This is a genomic window from Phyllobacterium myrsinacearum (assembly GCF_014138285.1).
GTDB classification, from domain to species: domain Bacteria; phylum Pseudomonadota; class Alphaproteobacteria; order Rhizobiales; family Rhizobiaceae; genus Phyllobacterium; species Phyllobacterium myrsinacearum_A.
On the sequence record NZ_JACGXN010000002.1, the window covers coordinates 409,598 to 427,772 of the forward strand.

Genomic DNA, 18,175 nt, shown 5'->3' on the forward strand with positions numbered 1-18,175 from the left:
CTTAGAGCATTGGACAATCAGAGGCTGCCGAGCGCCCCGAGTTCTTTTGCCGTTAGATAATAGAAGGTGACGCGGCCTTTGGAGCGGTCGGCTTTCATGGTTTCACAGACAGCCTGGATTGCAGCATCAGCCTTTGCGGCGTCCGCGATACCGAGCTTCTTGCCGACCCAACTGGTGCGAACACGGCCCAATTCTTCCGGATCCGAGCAGGAAACCAGCGAAGAATCCCTGTTGCGCAGAGCAATTCCGAGATGTTTGACGATTTTTGCTACCGTGGCTTCGTCGGCACCGGCATCATAATGACGTACATCTTTTAGATAGTCACTCATGGAAAAATCCCCTGATTGTTAGGGTCAATGCCCAGGCATTGAAACCCTCCCTGACACGAAAGACATCGCACAACCGGCAGATGCATGAGGCGATGACTCATTAGACACAAGAAACATTCCTCACCAACAGGAACGTGTCAATGCCACTCTTTCATTTCGTCGCGACACCACTTATATAGGTCCTGCTGGTTTCGGCCAGCTATGGTGATAAACGGACGATACAATAAGCCTATTGGACCCGGGGGCGGTACCCGGCGCCTCCACCAGAGTGCAGTTGAAAGACTGCATTGTGGCGGGGGCGAAATAGGATCGACAAGGGTGTAAAAATCGCTCTTTTGCCCGGCATAGTACCACCGTTATCGGGCTAACTCAGTAGTTGCAAACGACAACTATGCGGAAGCACGTCTCGCCGCTTAATGCGGTGCGATAGCTTCAAATTAAGTCCTAGGGGTTCGCACTTCTAGGCGGGGTTCGGAGGTACCTGGCAACAGAAACCTCCACTTTTCCCCTTTTTGACAATTTGCAGCGCTGCGAGCCTTTTTCCGGCTTTGCACAGCTATTCTCATCAATCGTTACGCGCTGCAGCAGGGTTGCATTGCGCAGTCAGGAGTCCGTCCATGCACAGAAACAACGATCGCTATGTGATTCTCACAGGCGGCCCGGGAGCCGGCAAAACCACCCTCATCGCCGCACTGAAGGAGCGGGGTCATGCAACCGCACCGGAGGCCGGACGCGCCATCATCCAGGATTATCAAGTCATTGACGGACCTGCGTTGCCTTGGCGGGACAAAGCCCTCTTTGCCGAACTGATGCTGTCGTGGGAAATGCGGTCATATGCCGCCGCAGCGGAACAGCAAGGCACAGTGTTCTTTGACCGCGGCGTACCGGATGTGCTCGGCTATCTCGACCTCACCGGAATTCCCGTTCCTGAGCACACAAGACAGGCCGCAAAGCTGTTTCGCTACAATCCGACCGTGTTCATCCTGCCGCCATGGCCGGAGATTTTCGAACAGGACACCGAACGCAAGCAGACAATCGAGGAAGCGGAATTGACGTATAACGCCTTGGCAACAGCCTACGTGCAAAGCGGTTATCACCTTGTCGAGGTTCCCAGGCAGTCCATTGCCGAACGTGTCGATTTCATCCTCGCGTACCTTGATCATAGGCGCTGAACGCAGAAGGCCCGGAACATAAGTCCCGGGCCTTTTTCTTCTATGGGTAGAGCAGACTGATTACTCGGCAGCTGCTTCCACCTCGACAACGCGGCGGCGCGCAATCGTTGCCTGCGTCAGGATAAACGCAGCCACGGCGCACAGGCCGATGCCGGCAGCCATTGGCAGTGCAGTCCCGTCGAAGAACAGGCCCGCAATAACCATTGCAATGGCTGCCGTCACGAAGTGCAGCGTTCCCATCAGGGCCGATGCCGTTCCTGCAATCTCGCCATGATCTTCAAGCGCAAGCACCGCCGTCGTCGGAATGACCAGACCGAGGAAGCCGTAACCAATGAAGAGGAACGTGGCCAAGACCGGAAGCTGGTTGAAGCCGAGCGCCATGACGACAACCATCGCCGCCATGGTGAAAGAGAAGGCCGTCAATGCCATGCGCATCACCCGCACAAGGCCAAAACGATCACCCAGCCAGCCGGTCAGCTGCGATACCGTAAAGAACGAGACCGCATTGATGGAGAAGGCGACGCTATACTGGGTTGGTGTCAGGCCATAGTGATCGATCAGCACGAAGGGTGAATTGGCGAGGTAAACGAGGAAACTCGAGATACCGAGCCCACCGATAAAGGTAAGCGTGAGAAAGTTCCGGTCCCCGAGCAGCAGGCGATAGGCTGCCATGGCGCTGCCAAGGCCGCTTTCGACGCGTGCGGCCTTCGGCCGGGTTTCGTTCAACTGCGTTGAAAGCAGGATCAGGCCGATGAAAGCGGCAATCGTCACCGCCCAGAACACGCCGCGCCAGCCATAGAAGCTGATAACGGCACTGCCTGTCAGCGGTGCGAGGATTGGAGAGATGCTGAAAACCAGCATCAGCAGTGACATCAGACGCGCGGCCTGGACACCCGTGTGCATATCGCGAACGATGGCACGGGGGATAACCATGCCTGCAGCACCGCCGATACCCTGTAGGAAGCGGAATGCGATCAGGGTTTCGATATCGTTCGAAAGGGCACAACCGACACTGGCCACGGCAAACAGACCGATGCCCATATAGAGCGGAGCCTTGCGGCCCCACATGTCGGAGAGCGGTCCATAGATCAGCTGGAAGATTGCAAACGAGATGAAGAAGGCCAGAAGGCTCATCTGCACGACATTGTTTTCAGCGTTGAGATCCTTGCCGATGGATGGCAGCGCCGGAAGATACATGTCGATCGCGAATGGGCCGATGGCCGACAGGAGACCAAGAATGAGGGCCGTGCGAAAGAAAGAGGTCGTCATGGTGTTTATCTTTCAGAAAACGGCAGCGTGAAACCCATCAGCTTCCGCGCTGCATTGCTCTCAGGAGAGGTTCAGAATTTTCACCTGCAACGAAACGGCGCGGCTTGGGAGGACGCTCGTCACATCACAAAACAGTGTGTCAATGTTTTTAGACACAACTGTCAAAATAGACACTATTGTCTAAAACGTCAATGCGCATTATCTTCGGTTCATGAGGAATCCAAAAGAAGCAGCGCATAAGGCGACCGGCCATACCCAACGTGGTCAATGTTCAAAACGACTATCGATATTGGATGCGGCGGCGGAGGTCTTTTGCCGTCAAGGCTTTGCCGGAGCGAGTATTGACGAAATCGCTGTGGAAGCGTGTGTTTCGCGACAGACTATATACAATCACTACCGGGAAAAAGAAACACTCTTTACCGCCGTGGTTGAAGATGTGATGAACCGCACCAATGCGAGCCTGTTCTCGATACTGGCGACATTTCCCGACAAACCGGGCAATCTGGAAGATGATCTGAGCGCGTTTGCCGTGCGGCTCACCAAGAATTGCCTGTGCAATCAGGATGGCCAGTTTCTGCGCAAGCTTGTTCAATCCGAAGGCGAGCGCTATCCGCAGCTCTTCGAGGGCTGGCGCAAGCATGGTCCCGGAAAGATCGGGACCGCCCTCGCCGCGCTCTTTGCCCGCCTCTCCTATGGCGGCGTCCTGCAGATGGAGGATTTCGACCTCGCCGCCCGGCAGTTCCTGGCCCTGGTCAATGCCGATCTGCAGATGATTACCCTGTTTGGCGAATCGCCAACCGATGAACAACTGGAGAGTGCGGCGCACAATGCCGTGCGCACCTTCCTCAGGGCTTATTCGACCCCGGCAACACCTTTGTCAGCAGCAACCCCTTTACTCAAAGCGACCGTGGGCTGAAGCGCCTCGGGTGATTGGAGCGGCGGCGGCGGTTCGTGCTCCGGCACCGCCATAATCAGGCCCACGTGCCCCTCCCGAACCCGCAGGTCAACCATAATTTGATCAACACGAACACAACCAGTCGCAATTCCTTTATCCATGCGCCATAATGGCTCAAACGTGATTGTCATCTCTGCTTGACAGAGAGGGGCGAATCCATGGGATAAGAGTGCATGCCACAAGATATGATCCGCTACGATATACTGGCCCAGGAAGCGCTGCGCGGCGTTATCCGAAAAGTCCTTGGTGAAGTTGCCAAGGCTGGTCTTCCTGGCAACCATCATTTTTTCGTCACGTTCCTGACCGGTGCGTCGGGCGTGCGTATCTCCACGCGTCTGCACGAAAAATATCCCGAGCAGATGACCATCGTCCTGCAGCACCAGTTCTGGGATCTGCAGGTCACCGATACACTCTTCGAGGTTGGTCTGTCTTTTGGTGATGTGCCCGAGCGTCTCGTGGTACCGTTCTCGGCCATTCGCGGCTTCTACGATCCTTCCGTCAATTTCGAACTGGAATTCGACGTCGAGGTGGAAGAAACCGTTGGCGACAACGATCAGGGCATTACCAGCATCGCTCCGGTGCAGCCTGCAGAAAAGCCGAAGAGCGTCACTTCCGGCGCCAAGCCCAAGTCTGCAGCCAAACCGGCCAAGAAACCCGTGAAAGCTGGCGGTGAGAAAGCCGATGCGCCACGCGAAGAGACGGGCGAAAAGACATCCGCGTCGGTTGTTTCTCTGGATTCGTTCCGGAAGAAAAAGTAACGGCACCGATGGCCGATATCGTCAACCTGCGTCAATTCAGGAAGCGCAAGGCGAAGGACGCAAAGGAACAGACTGCGGCCGAGCACCGGATCGTTTTTGGCCGCACCAAGACCGAGAAACAGTTTGAGGAAAATGCCGGCCGGAAGACCGGACTGTTTCTTGAGAGCAATCGGCTTGAAGGCCAACCCTCTGCTTCTGATGACGACAAGGACAAGCCTTGAGCCTTGTCCGCAAACGTTCCGTGACAATTCGCGGGCACCGCACCAGTTTTTCCCTGGAAGATCCCTTCTACGAGATCATCACATCCATTGCGCAGAGCCGGGAGATGACCGTTGCCGGTCTGATCGCCGATATCGACGAAGGCCGCGACCGCAATTCCAACCTGTCTTCAGCCCTGCGCATCTATGTGCTCGACTGGGTGATGGGGATGAAGACTGTTTTGTAACGTCTGGATTTGATTGCAATGTTGCGTTCACCCCCCTCTGCCCTGTCGGGCATCTCCCCCGCAAGGGGGGGGATCAGCCTTCATTACTATTTCGATCAGTTTTGAGACGTTGCAGAATAAGACCCGTGGCTCGCCCCGGAGTCCGACAGGACAGAGGGGGGGTGAAAACTCACCCAACACTTACTGACCATCGTGCGTGGTTCGACAAGCTCACCATGAGGGAGAGCGGTGCTTGGCGCTATTGTATCTTCGGTTCAAGCGTCTTCAGAAAATCATCAACCGACTGTTGATTGATGGCGCCGTTTGTCGGCGGCTGCGCCTGTGCGCCGCCGCCCGATGGAGATTGCTGCTCGCGGGCCTTTCGGGCCGCTTCTTCCGCCGCCTTCTCCGCAACAGCCTTTTCCACTGCCTGCCGTTCCGCCTCCGCACGGGCAGCGGCTTCCTGTTCAGCCTTCAGCTTCACTTCTTCAGCAAGCTTCTGCCGCTCGGTGGCCCTACTCTGGTAAAGCAGGGATTCGCGCCGCAGCCGCTGCTTTTCCACGAGGGATGCCTGCATGGTTTCGACCCGCTGCTGCTCGCGCTCCAGTGTACGCTGGGTCAGAAACTGTTCCAGAGGTTGACGGTTGAGCGTCCATTTTGGCGCACGCCATGGCCCCTCCCCGCTAAACTCGACAACCGGTTCGGCACCGGCGACAATCAGCTTGCCCGGATCGAACGAGAAGCGCCCCTGCGAAGCCATGGTCATATCAGGGAAGTTGAGCCGCAGATCGGCATTCAGCGTTGCACCTTCGCTCTTGAGCTGGAATGTTGAGGTTCGCGCCGTACCGCCTGCAATGGTAAAGGCAAACTCGGCGGCACCCGCATTGAACGGGCCGGCGTGCAGATACTTGCCGATCACACCGCTCACTGCATCGGCCGTAATGGGTCCTGCCAACCCGTCGGCATCAGCCAGAATTGGCCTGAGCGCGCCGGGATTGATGGCATCGATTGCAAGGTCTTCCACCGAAACAACACCCGAACCGGCAACGGATGCCATCATATCCGAGATGGATGTACCGCTTGCATTGACCGAGGCTGCGATCTTGGCCGTACCCAGCAGAGGCTCATGGTCGTCGGGGGTATAGAGATCGTCCAGAGATGCCTGCTCCAGCGTGAACTGACCGGTGGCCAGACCATTGCCGCTCGTATTGCGCAATTCGAACATGCCCTTGAAATTGCCGCCGAGCACTTCCCCTTGCGTATCATCCAGCCGCAGATAACCGTCCTTCAGCGACGCTGTCGACTGCAGCTTGGTCACAGGACCGAGAACCCCCGCATCCACTTCGTCAGCCTTGAGCTTCAGATTGAAAGCCACGGGAAACAGCGGTGCATGAGCGAAGGTTTCCTTGGGCCAGGACTTTGCACCGCTCGCGTCGATGGCGCTGGTGCCGAGCATGAACTGCACCACCGATGGCAGATCAAGCTTGCCGAGCGTCAGATTGCCCTGCACGTCAGGAACAGTGCCGTCAGCCCCAAGATCAAGCCGTCCGGCGATCTTGGTGTCGCTTACCTTGCCGCTGAAATCGGGCAGCACCAGCCTGCCCTTGGCCAACTGGAAACTGCTGGCCACGTCGACGTGCATGCCATTGCCGAAGCCCGGCAGGGAGTAACCCGCCGTCGCCAGATATGGTTCGAGATCGCTGGCTTTGATCGAAGCGCGCCCTTCACCATTCAGGACGCCGTTGGTCGAGCGCAGGCTGCCGTCAAGCAATGCCTGCCCATCCGGTGCCTTGAGGGAAAGCTGGGTCTGAATGCCATCCTTGCCATCACCCTTCAGTGCCAAGTCAGCTTCGAGCTCTCCGGCAAGACCGAGCGGCAGCGCCGGGAGTCCCATCAGCGCCATAAGGTTCTCGCCATGATCGGTACGTCCGTTCATGGTCAGCTCAAGAACCCGCAGCTTGTCGGCACCCTGGCTGGTTGTACCGGAAAGCGTGACATTCGTGCCCCCGGTTTTACCAGAAGCACTTATGGACAGTTCATCCGTCGCATTCCCGCCATGCAGGGCATTGGCAAGGATGCTCAACTGCGTGTCTTCAAACAGACCGGGAAACTTCGCCGCGTGCTCGTTGAGAGCAGCGATGAACGGAAAATCCGGAAAGCGTTTTGCCAAAGCCGAAACGAAGGGCGCAAGATCATCCGAAAGAATGGTGGCATCCAGCGAACCCGCTGGCTCGGCCTTGAATGGCTCGATCTTGCCAGTCGCGGTGATCGTTGCCCCCGAAAGATTGCCCACAGTCAGACGGTCGATATCGAAAACCCCATCGCGCAGGCGAAAACCCGTATCGAGTGATTCCGCTACCAGCCCGCCGTGGCTGACCGGACCTGCCTTCAATCGGACGTCGAGATCTTCGCCTGCCAATTGGGGCGCACCCTTATCAGCCACCGATGGCGCGTTCCGGCCAAATATGGCCGCGAAGGCTTCCAGTGCATCGCCATCCAACGCCCCACCCTCGAGCGTCAACTGGGTCAACGGCACCGATTCGCCTTTGGCGCTGCGGATCAGCGAGCCCTTCAGCGACGCGCCGCCCAATGCAACCTCGAGATTGTCGATCCGCTGCAGATCATCATGCAGCTTCACATCGCCGGAAAACCCCGCACCCGGCAGGCGCCGGATCGACTCGTCGACAGTATCGGTCAGCCATGCCGCCAGACCGGAAGGCTGCCGTGATGCCAGAAGGAGCTTGCCGTCGAAGCCGAAATCCTCGCCGATCTGCAGCATGCCATTGGCTTCGAACTGGGTCCGCCCGGGCAGCTCCGCCCGAAGCTGGTTGATCTTCCATTCACCATCAGATGGTTCCGCATCGATCGTCACCGAACGGATAGTGGTATCACCCGCCACAATTGCCGGAAGCTTCAGATCGATTGTCCCCGGCACTGTCGGAATCGGCAGCTGATCCATCAACCGGCGGAACACTCCAAGCCGTTGCGCCGCCGTGTGCGGCTTTGGCTGGCTGCCCTTGGTATCCTCGTTCTGGTCGCTGAAGGTGACTTGCTGGCCATCGGCCTTGATCTCAAAACGCGGATTCTTGCCATAGTCAAAAAGCGCGTTGCCGTTGACGATGTAGGGATCATCGGCAGTCCCCTGTTCCATACGAAAGTCAGGAATATTGATCCGGCCGTGGTCGGCTTCAAAACGTCCTGTCACACGTACACTTGATAAAAGAGGCTTCTCGTCCGCCGCTGGATTTTTGGTTGTATTTCCGGTCTTGGGAGCGGTCTCGTCCACCGAGCGGACACTGATGTTCCCGGCATATTTCAGCGCGCCTTTGTCGATGCTGATACCACCATCCGTTTCAAGCACCGCAGGGATGCCATCCGGTGTGACACGGGCATGCAGGTTCAGCGAACCATCCGTTTTCACTTCACCGGTCGACGCGGAAACAGCGGTTCGTTCGCCATTGAAAAGCAAGGTGCCGTCAAACTTCCAGGGACCGCTCAGCTTGGTTGCCGAAAGCGTTGCATCAAGATCGTTGATCGTGCGGACCGTGGCGGTGGAGGCATCACGCACCACCACCGATCCGTCACTAATCTTCATATTTTCCAGTTTGACCTGCGCCGTGCCGAACGAGGTCTGCGGACGGATCGCCCAGTCGACCACACCATTCTTGTCGATACTCACCTTGGCGGTCGGCTTCTCAAGCCGCATGTCGAAGATCAGTATTTCACCGCGCAGAAAAGGTGCAAGTTCCGCATCCATCGAAAACTTGTCGATGGTCATGACCGGATCGGACCCGGCATCACCCACCTTCACATCGGAAAATGTCACCGATGGAAACGGCAGAAGCCGCGCGCTGGCCGTCCCGGCAACCGTGACCGGTCGCCCGAGAAGCGCCGAAGCTTCCCGTTCAAAGGAAGAGCGATATCCGGCCCAATCGACAAAATACGGCACCACCAGTGCTGCGGTCAGCACCAGTACCAATAATCCGCCGATCAGGACAAAGAGGCGTGCCAGTGTTTCAACTCCATTCTTACGCACTAGTGGAACTTTGAATTTGACATTCGCAGGGTCTGCCTGATGTCAAATGGGATGCGGATGCCAAATTCGTTCCAGCAGGCACCTTATACGCCACAAGGTTCACAAATTGGGCGAACATGCGGAATCAAAATACCAACTTACAGGCGTAAGATCTTGCCGGGATTCATGATATTGCCTGGATCGATGGCCCGCTTGATGGATTCCATCACGTCGACTGCGCCGCCAAGCTCGAGCCGCAGGAATTTGATCTTGCCCTGCCCGATACCATGCTCACCCGTGCATGTACCATCCATGGCAATGGCGCGCAGGTTGAGCCGTTCGACAAACGCTTCCACATTCTGGATTTCTTCAGCATTCTTGTCATCGAACAGGATCAGTACGTGGAAATTGCCATCGCCCGCATGGCCGACAATCGGTGCAATCAGGCCGCTGGCGGCAATGTCCTTCTCCGTCTCGACAATGCACTCGGCAAGCCGGGAAATCGGCACGCAGACATCCGTGGACAGCGATTGCTTTCCCGGTGCAAGTGTCATGCAGGCGAAGTAGGAATTGTGCCGCGCCGACCACAGTTTCTCGCGTTCTTCCAGATTGGCGGTCCATTTGAACGTACCACCGCCATTGGCGGCGGCAATCTCGCCGAAGAGTTCCGCCTGTTCGGCCACGCCCGCATCGCTGCCATGGAATTCGAGAAACAGGTAGGGTGCAACCGGATAATCAAGCTTGGAATAATTGATCATCGCCTGCATCTGCAGGCTGTTGACCAGCTCGATACGGGCCACGGGAATGCCCATCTGGATGGTCTCGATCACTGCATTGCAGGCACTTTCGAGATCCGGAAAAGCACAGATACCGCCGGAGATTGCCTGCGGGATGCCATAGAGTTTCAGGGTAAGTTCCGTAATGATACCAAGCGTGCCCTCCGAGCCGACAAGCAGCCGTGTCAGATCATAGCCGGCGGAAGTCTTCTTGACCCGTTTTGCGGTGCTGATCAGGCGCCCGTCCGGCATGACGGCCTTCAGCGCCAGCACATTCTCGCGCATGGTGCCATAGCGCACCGCATTGGTGCCGGAGGCACGCGTTGCCGCCATGCCGCCAAGGCTGGCATTGGCACCGGGATCAATCGGGAAGAACAGCCCGGTATCGCGCAGATATTCGTTGAGTTCCTTGCGGGTAATACCCGGCTCCACAACGACATTCAGGTCTTCATTGTAGACCTTGAGGATCCGGTTCATTCGCGACAAGTCGATGGAAACGCCGCCCGCCGGTGCATTCACATGCCCTTCGAGCGACGTGCCCGTGCCGAAGGGAATGATCGGCACATGCCACTCGCCGCAGAGACGCACAACCTCCTGAACGTCCTCGGTGTTTTCAACAAAGACCACAAGATCAGGAGCCTGGTTCGGCACATAACTTGTTGTATGGCCATGCTGTTCGCGGATGGATTTGCCCGTCTGCGCGTTATCACCAAATCTTTTCTTGAGAATTGAAACAACGGTCGCAATACCATTTTCGTTGCGCACCATTGCTCCTGCATCAGCCAATGCCATTCCGGTCTCCAGAATTCCAATCGAGGATTCGTCTAATTCGCATGCATTTTCAGTCAGTGCACGCGACTTGTCCAGTTGTAACTCTGTGTGACAGAACCGCAAGGGTCAGGGAGAAAGTCATTGAGATAATCGATACGGCATTGAGGGCACCCCCCTCTGTCCGACAGGACAGAGGGGGGTGAAGCTTGTAAACTCATCTGCTAAGCTCAATTCAATCAATCCTCGTCATCATCGTCGCTGGGCTCCCAGTCGGTCACCTGGACAAAGCGTTCCTGTTCACCGGTCCGTTCAAAGACACTGCCGATCGGCGAGTCGAGGAGAGGGATAATGCTGGGATCGTAATTGGCGATGGTGTTAACGTCGAAAATCCCGCTGTTCTCGGGGTCTTCCATGTAGTCATCACTTTCAAAACCCGAAAGAAACCGCCAGCCGCTGTCCAGTTCATTGTCGGGATCCTCGCGGTACATGAAGCGCACGGGATAGCCGTCAATTGTGATCGTATCGGTTGCAATACAGCCGCCGTAATTGCGGACCAACGGCCGTATCTCGCCTTTGGTGAGTCGATAGGTTTTATCCATACCTAATTTTAGTTGATCGTCAGCGACTTGGCGAGTCTGCGAAAACGTTCTGCATATTTATCCTTTTCGCTGCTGCGCACGATGAGGATCGCACGAACATAACGATTGGTCTCGAACCGGGCGATCTGGGCCACGTAAAGCGTATCACCGCTGGCTGTATCCTTGGCGCTTCCGTCGATCTCGACCCACTCCCCGCCATCGGCCTGCGCGCTCGTTTCATTGTCAGAGCGGACATCCTTGATCCCTGTCAGCGATGCAAAGGCCTGTTTGGCAAAATCCATGCGTTGATCCGCCTCGGGCGCATTGCCAAGATTGGACGCGATGATGATCACCGGTTGCGATGAGTTGGCAGGAATATCCTGCGGACCATCGGTCAGAATATAGGTCGCGCCGGCGATGACCCGGATGGGCCGGAACTCTGCCAGATCCCCCACCTTGAACGGCAGGGCCGTCACCTGTTCTTCCAGGGTCGGCGGCGAGCGCACTGCAATCGATCGCAACGTCGCCTCGATATCCGCATCCGACGGACCGCCCGCAATCCCATCGGGCACCTGCATGGTGACCATCGCGGTTGTTTTCGGTGCCTGTGTCAGCACAATCCATTTGCTGTATTTGACACCGGACGCGATCTGGCTGCCATGGATGTATTTGGCCGCGGAGGCTCCCTTGACCGTCCAGTCCTGCACCGCATCGGTGACGACAATGCCCGTCGGCGCCAAACCTTCCGCGTTGAATTTGGGGACGATTTGCGCATAGGCGTCGGCTGGCAGCTCGGTGAAAACGATCGACGCACCCGTCTTCACATCTTCAAATCCGCTGAAGGTCGACGATGCCTGCATGTTCTTTGGAATGATCAGACCGACACTTGAGCCCTCTGGAAAGACCGCCTCCTGCGCAAAGCCCGTTTGCACATTTACAAGCGATATCACCATGAAGACCAAGAGAGCAGTTATGTAGCGCATGAAGGCCATCCCCGTCGCGTTCCGTTGTTGTGACTAGCAGTGCCCGGAACGGTCTGGCAAGCAATTGGTTTCATGCGTGATAGAAATGAGCAAAACGCTGCAGGCCCATTGTGCGTGGTTCGCCCGCAACGCCTCTTAGCTCAGATACTTCTTGAAAAACGCAACTGTCCGGCTCCAGGCGAGATCGGCAGCTTCCTTGCTGTAACGCGCCGTGGATGTGTCATTGTTGAACGCGTGGTTTGCCCCCTCGTAAACCTCAATGTCGAACGTCTTGCCATTGTCCGTCAGAGCTTTCCGGTAGCCATCAATGCCCGCATTGATCCGTGTATCGAGGCCCGCATAGTGCAACAGTAGCGGCGCTTTGATCTTCGCCACGTCCTCGGCTTTCGGCTGACGGCCGTAATAGGCAACACCAGCGTCAAGCTCCGGTGAATTGATGGCGAGATCATTGACCAGTCCACCGCCCCAGCAAAAACCCATGACGCCAACCTTGCCATTGGCATATTTTGCTTCTTTCAAAGAGGAGATCGTTGCAACCCCTTCGGCGATGGTCTTGTTGGGGTCCAGATTGGCAATCAAGTCCCGTGCCTTGTCTTCATCCGACGGCGTGCCCCCGGCCGATGACAAAAAATCCGGCGCAAAGACCGTAAAACCTTCCAGTGCCATACGTCGGGAAACATCGCGAATATGATCGTTGAGACCGCGATTCTCGTGAATGACCACGACAACAGGCAGTTTCTCCGCCGTGTCGGTCAGGCGCACACTGTAGCCCTTCATGTCACCCGACGGGCTGGAGTGGATCACATCCTTGGTGAGCAGCCTCGGATCATCGGATGCAACAACCGCAGCCTGGGCGGAATTTGCCGCCAGCATCGGCGCGATGACAGCCGCAGCGGCGCCGGAGCCCGCAAGCTTGGCGAGTTTGTCCATGAACGACCGCCGGTCAAGGGTCAGATGTGTGTATTCGTCATAGGCATCGACCATGGCCTGACTGATCTTCGGAGTTTTCTTCGGCTTGTCCATTAGGGCTCTTTCCATCGAAAAGGACTGCCGGACCGCCGATCCCTGCGGTTTCCCGCTACCTTTTCAGGCGGTGGGAAAGAACACCGGTCGACAGCGCAACGCCGAGTCCCGTCATCACTGCTGCGGTAATTTCCCAGACACCGACCGGCTCGTCAAGGAAGATGGCTCCGCCAAAAGTTGCAAGGACGGGTGTGAGCGCGCTGAAGGCCGCCGCCTGACTGCCGCCAAGAGCACGCACCGCAACGCCATAGGCCAGCATGGCGGCAAGGCCCGACAGTACACCCTGGCTGAGAAACTGCAGGCCAAGCTCCGTTAAAGGCACAGTTGTAATCGTTGAGCCGAAGGTCAGGGCCAGCACCACGTGGATAAGGAAGGACCAGACGGCAATGAGCGCGCCGCCTTCAAGGGCGGTCAGGCCCGAGCGGCGAAATGCGTGGGTGTAACCGGCCCACAGCAATGCACCAAGCGGCAGGAAGACAAAGCTGATCCAAGTGATTTCATGGCCGGCAACTGCACGCAGAAGGAGAATGGCAAGTCCGCCGAGAATGGCAGCAAGCCCAAGGCTGCGAAACAGGTCAGGCCGTTCTCCGAACAGGACGACACCGATCAGGGCAGCGGCCAGAGGCATGGATCCGCCGAGCAGGACACCGACCGCCGATGCGGGCGTGGAGTGGATGGCAAAGGTTGTGAACTGGAAGAAAAGGGCTCCGGCGCCGCAGACCATGATCACCAGAAGGATCAGCGGCACATTGCGCGGGACAAGCCCGGTGCGCAGCCAGACGGGGGACAGAACCAGCGCCGGAACGCCGTAACGGATGAGCCCGAGATCAATTGTACCAAGCGAGGTACCGCTGCTGTGGCGCGTGGCAATGATCCACGTCGCCCATATGAAAACCGTCACCAGCGCTCCGGCATAGCCTGCGCCAAGGGATGTGGACTTTCTGTAGTCCTGAGCAAGAGCGACCATTGTACTGTCCTTTCAAAATCGGGCCCGAGGACCTTGTCTGAAAGAAGATTACCGCCGAATACCGAGACATGTCCTTGCAAGTTCATGCGAGTCAAACTACTATTTCAGCAATATTAGGGAAGATCAAACCTCTTAAAAGGTGATTTATGCCAAATCTTGATAAATTTGATATCGGCATCCTTGAAGCACTGCAGGAGGATGCGCGGGCAACCAATGTGGAGATTGCAGAGAGGGTGAACCTGTCGCCCTCGCCTTGCCTGCGCCGTATCCGCAATCTGGAAAAGTCCGGTGTTATCCGCGGCTATCGCGCTGATATCGACCGCAAGGAAGTCGGGCTCGGTCTGACCGTGTTCGTCGAGATCAAGGTCGGACAGCACAGCCGGGAGAATTCCGACGCCCAGCAGGCGGCATTGATTGCGATGCCTGAAGTGACAGGCGCCTTCCTGATTTCAGGAACGGCTGATTTTCTGGCCGAAGTGGTGGTGGAAGACCTCAGTGTCTATGAGCGCTTTCTCACCGAAAAGCTGCTGGTTCTGCCGGGTATTTCCGACATCCGTTCCAATTTCGCCATCCGTACGATCAAGACGGGAAGTCCGTTGAAGCTGCCGCAGCGTTGATTAGGCGGCAATGAGATACCCCCCTCTGCCCTGTCGGGCATCTCCCCCACAGGGGGGAGATCACATCGACATCGGAATGATCGCTAACTTTTCAAAGTTGCAAATTGTGAGAAATAGCTGTGAAGGCTGATCTCCCCCCTTGTGGGGGGCCGAAGGCGGGCGAGACCCGTGGCTCGCCCCGGTAGGACGATAGCCCAGAGGGGGGTAGCCCGATCAACTATTTATCTTCACAAAAGCTGATGCGGTTGCTGAACGGATCGATCACATGCACTTCGCGTCCCCAGGGAGCGTCCTCGAGGCCCGGCTTCATGAAGCGATAATTCCTGGAGTGAAGCTCCTTGTGAAACGCCTCTATTCCGGTCATCCGCACAAAAACGCGCGCACCGGGACTGGCATCGCCGGAATGTTCGCTCAGATGCAGCGTCAGGCCGGAGCGTGTGACCTGACAATAGAGCGGCGTATTTTCCTCGAACCGGTGTTCCCAGTCGAGGCTGAAGCCCAGATAGTCCAGATAGAATTCCTTGGCCTTATCAACGTCGAAAATCCGCAGGATCGGATTGGCCGGTCCAAAGGAAATTGCTCCCTTGCCGGCCGGTGTGTCAGAGGCAATCTTCGCCGCCAGCACGTTCCAGTTGTCGAGTCCGAAACCGGCCGCGACAAGTTCCAGACCATCGCTGTGGGAAATCTCGATATCTTTGGCGGCAAGTGCCTGTCGCAGCGATTTGGCCATCGCCTTGGCATCATGAAAAGTACGCATCGTCTATCCTTCGTGTGCGGTGAACGAGGAAAGTCAGTGCCCGCATTGCCGACCCGTTCACCATTCAAAGGATGAAACGCAGCGTCGTTCGATACATTCACCTTGGCTTTGAAGACCGCGAGCGGCTGGCTGTATCTGCCTTGCCTATCGATATAAGCAGTCTTGGGCGACGTCAACGGGATAAAGCAGTCAACAAAAAACCTCCCGGGCGTTGACCCGGGAGGTTGCAATTGTGCGACTTGCTTACTTCGGCAAGGTATAGGCGATGACATAGTCGCCTGCCTTCGTGTTGATCGATCCGTGCCCGCCAGCGACGATGACGACGAACTGCTGTCCGCCCGCCAAAGCATAGGACATGGGTGTCGACTGTCCTCCGGCAGGAAGCCGTCCTTCCCACAATTGTTTACCGCTCGTCACGTCATAGGCGCGCAGATAATTGTCGACCGATGCTCCGAGGAATGCCACGCCGCCCGCCGTGATGATCGGACCGCCAAGCCCTGGCACCCCGACCTTGAACGGCAGGGGCAATGGCGAGGAATCGTAAACGGTGCCGTTACGATGCTTCCATGCAATCTTGCCCGTGCGCAGATCGGCACCGGCCACATAACCCCATGGCGGTGTCTGGCATGGCAAGCCAAGCGGCGAAACGAATGGCCCCATCACCACCGCATAAGGCGCGCCTTCATTGCGGTTGAGCCCTTGCTCGCTGCCCTTGGTACCGGCACCGGGTGCTGGCACATCGGCACGGGGTACAAGCCGCGAGGTAAACGCCAGATAGGTCGGCATGCCGAACATCACCTGACGTTCCGGATCGACCGCAACGCTGCCCCAGTTGAACACACCGAAATTGCCCGGATAGATCAACGACCCCTGCAATGATGGTGGCGTATAACGCCCCTCATAGCGCAGCTTGTGGAACTCGATGCGGCAGGCAAGCTGGTCAAACAGCGTGACGCCCCACATGTTTTTGCCCTTCAGCGGTTCCGGCATGAATGTCAGGCCCGAGACCGGTTGTGTCGGCGAGGTATGATCGCCCTCGATTGCACCACCGGGGGCGGGCACTTCCTCGACCGGGATGATCGGCTCGCCGGAACGCCGGTCGAGCACATAGATGTCACCCTGCTTCGTGGGACCGACCAGCGCCGGTACCGTTCCGCCTGCGGTGTTGATGTCGACGAGACTGGGTTGCGACGGCACATCCATGTCCCACAGATCGTGATGGACTGTCTGGCGCACCCAGCGTAACTGGCCGGTATTCAGGTCAAGTGCCACGATAGACGACGAGAATTTCTCCACATTGGCTGATCGCCCTGCCCCAAGCTGGTCCGGCGTCTGGTTGCCCAGCGGCACATAGAGCAGCCCCAGTTTTTCATCGGCGCTGGAAATCGACCAGCTGTTGGGAGAATTGGCCGTGTATTTCTGCCCTTCCGGCAGCGGCGTCGTCACGTCAGGATTGCCGGAATCCCAGTTCCACACCAGCGCGCCGGTGTTGATGTCAAAGGCACGGATAACGCCTGATTGTTCGTGGATGGAGTAATTGTCATTGACCGCGCCGCCGACAATGATCTTGCCCGCCGCAATGACCGGCGGCGAGGTGGAATAATAATAGCCGGAGGGATTGTAAGGCATGCCGGCTTCAAGATGCACGGTGCCCTTGTCGCCAAAGGCCGGACAAATCTGACCATTGGCCGCGTCAAGCGCGATCAGCCGCGCATCGGCGGTCGGCATGTAAACCCGTTCAGCGCAGGGCTGTCCGGCAGCAACTGCCGTGTCCGCATAATAGGATACGCCGCGGCATGTCTGGTGCTGCCGATCGTCGTTGTCCTTGACCTGCGGGTCAAACCGCCATTTTTCCTTGCCGCTTGCCGCATCGAGCGCAATGACGAAATTATGCGGCGTGCAGATGTAAAGCGTATCGCGCACCTTGAGCGGCGTGACCTGATAGGTGGTCTCGGGCACATCGGTCGAGCGGCGTATATCGCCGGTCTGGTAGGTCCAGGCGACCTGCAGCTTGGCAACATTGTCAGGCGTGATCTGCTTCAACGGCGAATAACGCTGGCCGTAAAGGCTGCGGCCGTAGAAATGCCAGTCGTCATTGGGTACACCGCCGAGATCAGGCGTGGTGGTAACCGCCTCCTTGCTCAGCTGGCCCGCCAGATCAAGCGGATCCTGTGTCATCGAATAACCGGCAACACCAAGAGCCACCAGAACCGTCACGAGCAGCGCGCCGGTGCCAGCTGCCGAAGTTTCACCGCCAGCCCGCACCAGCTTGCCCCGCACCCATGGCGTCAACAACCAGAGCGCGAGCAGTATGATAACGCCGCCGCGCGGTGCAAGCTGCCACCAGTCGAACCCGGCTTCCCAGATTGCCCAGCCAAGTGTGCCGATCACCAAGGCCGCATAAACCAGCAAGGCGGAAGGCCGTCTTCGGAAGAGAAGAATAGACGTCAGAAGAAACGCGAGAGCTGCGATAATATAATACCAGCTGCCGCCGAGAGCGGCGAGCCAGACGCCGCCCGCGCCAAGAACTGCAGCAATGATCAGAAAAAGGAGAGCCGTCAGAGTGATTGCCATGGTAGGGGTCCTTTCCAAGCTCAATCAAGATCGAATGGTCCTGACATGAGGTTGCGAACGCACCATCGGCTGCCAGATTCCTCTCAGATAAAATGCGTATGCCTTAATTTGGGCGCGTGCAATATCGGTGATTGAATTTTTCAATCGCAAGTTTTAGGGGAAACAATGAGCTAAATGCTGTATGTTCTTGCTTTGTATCGCTTTGGC

16 protein-coding genes and 1 other RNA gene are annotated in these 18,175 nt (G+C 57.2%); 7 read left to right on the forward strand and 10 right to left on the reverse strand.

What is annotated here, in order from left to right:
• Positions 1 to 17: 17 nt before the first annotated feature.
• The gene (locus tag FHW16_RS11565; protein ID WP_182549333.1) at positions 18 to 329 is read right to left on the reverse strand and encodes a DUF2853 family protein; all 312 of its coding nucleotides are present in this window, start codon (positions 327 to 329) and stop codon (positions 18 to 20) included.
• A 145-nt stretch (positions 330 to 474) separates the two neighbouring features.
• Here FHW16_RS11565 and ssrA point away from each other — a divergent pair.
• Positions 475 to 831: a transfer-messenger RNA gene (gene ssrA / locus FHW16_RS11570) on the forward strand.
• A 115-nt stretch (positions 832 to 946) separates the two neighbouring features.
• On the forward strand, positions 947 to 1,501 hold the full coding sequence (locus FHW16_RS11575) for an AAA family ATPase (RefSeq protein WP_182549334.1): 555 nt from the start codon (positions 947 to 949) through the stop codon (positions 1,499 to 1,501).
• 60 nt (positions 1,502 to 1,561) lie between these two features.
• Here FHW16_RS11575 and FHW16_RS11580 read toward each other — a convergent pair whose 3' ends face one another.
• The gene (locus FHW16_RS11580; protein WP_182549335.1) at positions 1,562 to 2,770 is read right to left on the reverse strand and encodes a multidrug effflux MFS transporter; all 1,209 of its coding nucleotides are present in this window, start codon (positions 2,768 to 2,770) and stop codon (positions 1,562 to 1,564) included.
• Between the two features lie 211 nt (positions 2,771 to 2,981).
• On the opposite strand from FHW16_RS11580, the gene FHW16_RS11585 reads away from it, so the two are divergent.
• The 4 genes from FHW16_RS11585 to FHW16_RS11600 all read left to right on the forward strand — a co-directional run bounded on the left by FHW16_RS11585 (position 2,982) and on the right by FHW16_RS11600 (position 4,928).
• On the forward strand, positions 2,982 to 3,686 hold the full coding sequence (locus FHW16_RS11585) for a TetR/AcrR family transcriptional regulator (RefSeq protein WP_182549336.1): 705 nt from the start codon (positions 2,982 to 2,984) through the stop codon (positions 3,684 to 3,686).
• Between the two features lie 212 nt (positions 3,687 to 3,898).
• Complete coding sequence (locus tag FHW16_RS11590; protein WP_182549337.1) at positions 3,899 to 4,483, forward strand: SspB family protein; 585 nt, start codon at positions 3,899 to 3,901, stop codon at positions 4,481 to 4,483.
• An 8-nt stretch (positions 4,484 to 4,491) separates the two neighbouring features.
• Positions 4,492 to 4,704 (forward strand): DUF4169 family protein, encoded by a 213-nt coding sequence (locus FHW16_RS11595; protein ID WP_182549338.1) that lies wholly within the window; start codon positions 4,492 to 4,494, stop codon positions 4,702 to 4,704.
• On the forward strand, positions 4,701 to 4,928 hold the full coding sequence (locus FHW16_RS11600) for a ribbon-helix-helix domain-containing protein (RefSeq protein WP_182549339.1): 228 nt from the start codon (positions 4,701 to 4,703) through the stop codon (positions 4,926 to 4,928). Before FHW16_RS11595 ends, FHW16_RS11600 begins: the two co-directional genes overlap by 4 nt.
• Positions 4,929 to 5,166: 238 nt before the next feature.
• On the opposite strand, the gene FHW16_RS11605 is transcribed toward FHW16_RS11600, so the two are convergent.
• The 6 genes from FHW16_RS11605 to FHW16_RS11630 form a co-directional block, all read right to left on the reverse strand.
• Complete coding sequence (locus tag FHW16_RS11605) at positions 5,167 to 8,943, reverse strand: AsmA family protein (protein WP_182549340.1); 3,777 nt, start codon at positions 8,941 to 8,943, stop codon at positions 5,167 to 5,169.
• 137 nt (positions 8,944 to 9,080) lie between these two features.
• On the reverse strand, positions 9,081 to 10,490 hold the full coding sequence (locus FHW16_RS11610) for an FAD-binding oxidoreductase (RefSeq protein WP_182549341.1): 1,410 nt from the start codon (positions 10,488 to 10,490) through the stop codon (positions 9,081 to 9,083).
• Between the two features lie 215 nt (positions 10,491 to 10,705).
• Positions 10,706 to 11,068 carry a DUF2185 domain-containing protein gene (locus tag FHW16_RS11615; protein ID WP_182549342.1) on the reverse strand — a complete coding sequence of 121 codons (363 nt, stop codon included), beginning with the start codon at positions 11,066 to 11,068 and terminating at the stop codon, positions 10,706 to 10,708.
• A gap of 8 nt (positions 11,069 to 11,076) precedes the next feature.
• A complete protein-coding gene (locus FHW16_RS11620) occupies positions 11,077 to 12,030 on the reverse strand; it encodes a hypothetical protein (protein ID WP_182549343.1) in 954 nt (317 codons plus the stop codon).
• Between the two features lie 135 nt (positions 12,031 to 12,165).
• Positions 12,166 to 13,053, reverse strand: coding sequence for a dienelactone hydrolase family protein (locus FHW16_RS11625; RefSeq protein WP_182549344.1), 888 nt, complete (start codon positions 13,051 to 13,053; stop codon positions 12,166 to 12,168).
• A 55-nt stretch (positions 13,054 to 13,108) separates the two neighbouring features.
• Positions 13,109 to 14,020, reverse strand: a complete 912-nt coding sequence (locus FHW16_RS11630) for a DMT family transporter (RefSeq protein ID WP_182549345.1) — start codon at positions 14,018 to 14,020, stop codon at positions 13,109 to 13,111.
• Positions 14,021 to 14,166: 146 nt separating this feature from the next.
• Between FHW16_RS11630 and FHW16_RS11635 the strand changes: the two genes are divergently transcribed.
• Positions 14,167 to 14,637 (forward strand): Lrp/AsnC family transcriptional regulator, encoded by a 471-nt coding sequence (locus FHW16_RS11635; RefSeq protein ID WP_182549346.1) that lies wholly within the window; start codon positions 14,167 to 14,169, stop codon positions 14,635 to 14,637.
• Between the two features lie 217 nt (positions 14,638 to 14,854).
• Here the strand turns inward: FHW16_RS11635 and FHW16_RS11640 are convergent, their stop codons facing one another.
• Complete coding sequence (locus FHW16_RS11640) at positions 14,855 to 15,394, reverse strand: glyoxalase superfamily protein (protein ID WP_182549347.1); 540 nt, start codon at positions 15,392 to 15,394, stop codon at positions 14,855 to 14,857.
• A gap of 243 nt (positions 15,395 to 15,637) precedes the next feature.
• Positions 15,638 to 17,968, reverse strand: a complete 2,331-nt coding sequence (locus FHW16_RS11645; protein ID WP_182549348.1) for a glucose/quinate/shikimate family membrane-bound PQQ-dependent dehydrogenase — start codon at positions 17,966 to 17,968, stop codon at positions 15,638 to 15,640.
• Positions 17,969 to 18,175 lie beyond the last annotated feature (207 nt).

Excerpts from the sequence above, each read along its gene's own strand:
- FHW16_RS11565 (WP_182549333.1), bottom strand. The coding sequence starts at position 329 with ATGAGTGACTATCTAAAAGATGTACGTCATTATGATGCCGGTGCCGAC.
- FHW16_RS11575 (WP_182549334.1), top strand. The coding sequence starts at position 947 with ATGCACAGAAACAACGATCGCTATGTGATTCTCACAGGCGGCCCGGGA.
- FHW16_RS11580 (WP_182549335.1), bottom strand. The coding sequence starts at position 2,770 with ATGACGACCTCTTTCTTTCGCACGGCCCTCATTCTTGGTCTCCTGTCG.
- FHW16_RS11585 (WP_182549336.1), top strand. The coding sequence starts at position 2,982 with ATGAGGAATCCAAAAGAAGCAGCGCATAAGGCGACCGGCCATACCCAA.
- FHW16_RS11590 (WP_182549337.1), top strand. The coding sequence starts at position 3,899 with ATGCCACAAGATATGATCCGCTACGATATACTGGCCCAGGAAGCGCTG.
- FHW16_RS11595 (WP_182549338.1), top strand. The coding sequence starts at position 4,492 with ATGGCCGATATCGTCAACCTGCGTCAATTCAGGAAGCGCAAGGCGAAG.
- FHW16_RS11610 (WP_182549341.1), bottom strand. The coding sequence starts at position 10,490 with ATGGCATTGGCTGATGCAGGAGCAATGGTGCGCAACGAAAATGGTATT.
- FHW16_RS11615 (WP_182549342.1), bottom strand. The coding sequence starts at position 11,068 with ATGGATAAAACCTATCGACTCACCAAAGGCGAGATACGGCCGTTGGTC.
- FHW16_RS11620 (WP_182549343.1), bottom strand. The coding sequence starts at position 12,030 with ATGCGCTACATAACTGCTCTCTTGGTCTTCATGGTGATATCGCTTGTA.
- FHW16_RS11625 (WP_182549344.1), bottom strand. The coding sequence starts at position 13,053 with ATGGACAAGCCGAAGAAAACTCCGAAGATCAGTCAGGCCATGGTCGAT.
- FHW16_RS11630 (WP_182549345.1), bottom strand. The coding sequence starts at position 14,020 with ATGGTCGCTCTTGCTCAGGACTACAGAAAGTCCACATCCCTTGGCGCA.
- FHW16_RS11635 (WP_182549346.1), top strand. The coding sequence starts at position 14,167 with ATGCCAAATCTTGATAAATTTGATATCGGCATCCTTGAAGCACTGCAG.
- FHW16_RS11640 (WP_182549347.1), bottom strand. The coding sequence starts at position 15,394 with ATGCGTACTTTTCATGATGCCAAGGCGATGGCCAAATCGCTGCGACAG.
- FHW16_RS11645 (WP_182549348.1), bottom strand. The coding sequence starts at position 17,968 with ATGGCAATCACTCTGACGGCTCTCCTTTTTCTGATCATTGCTGCAGTT.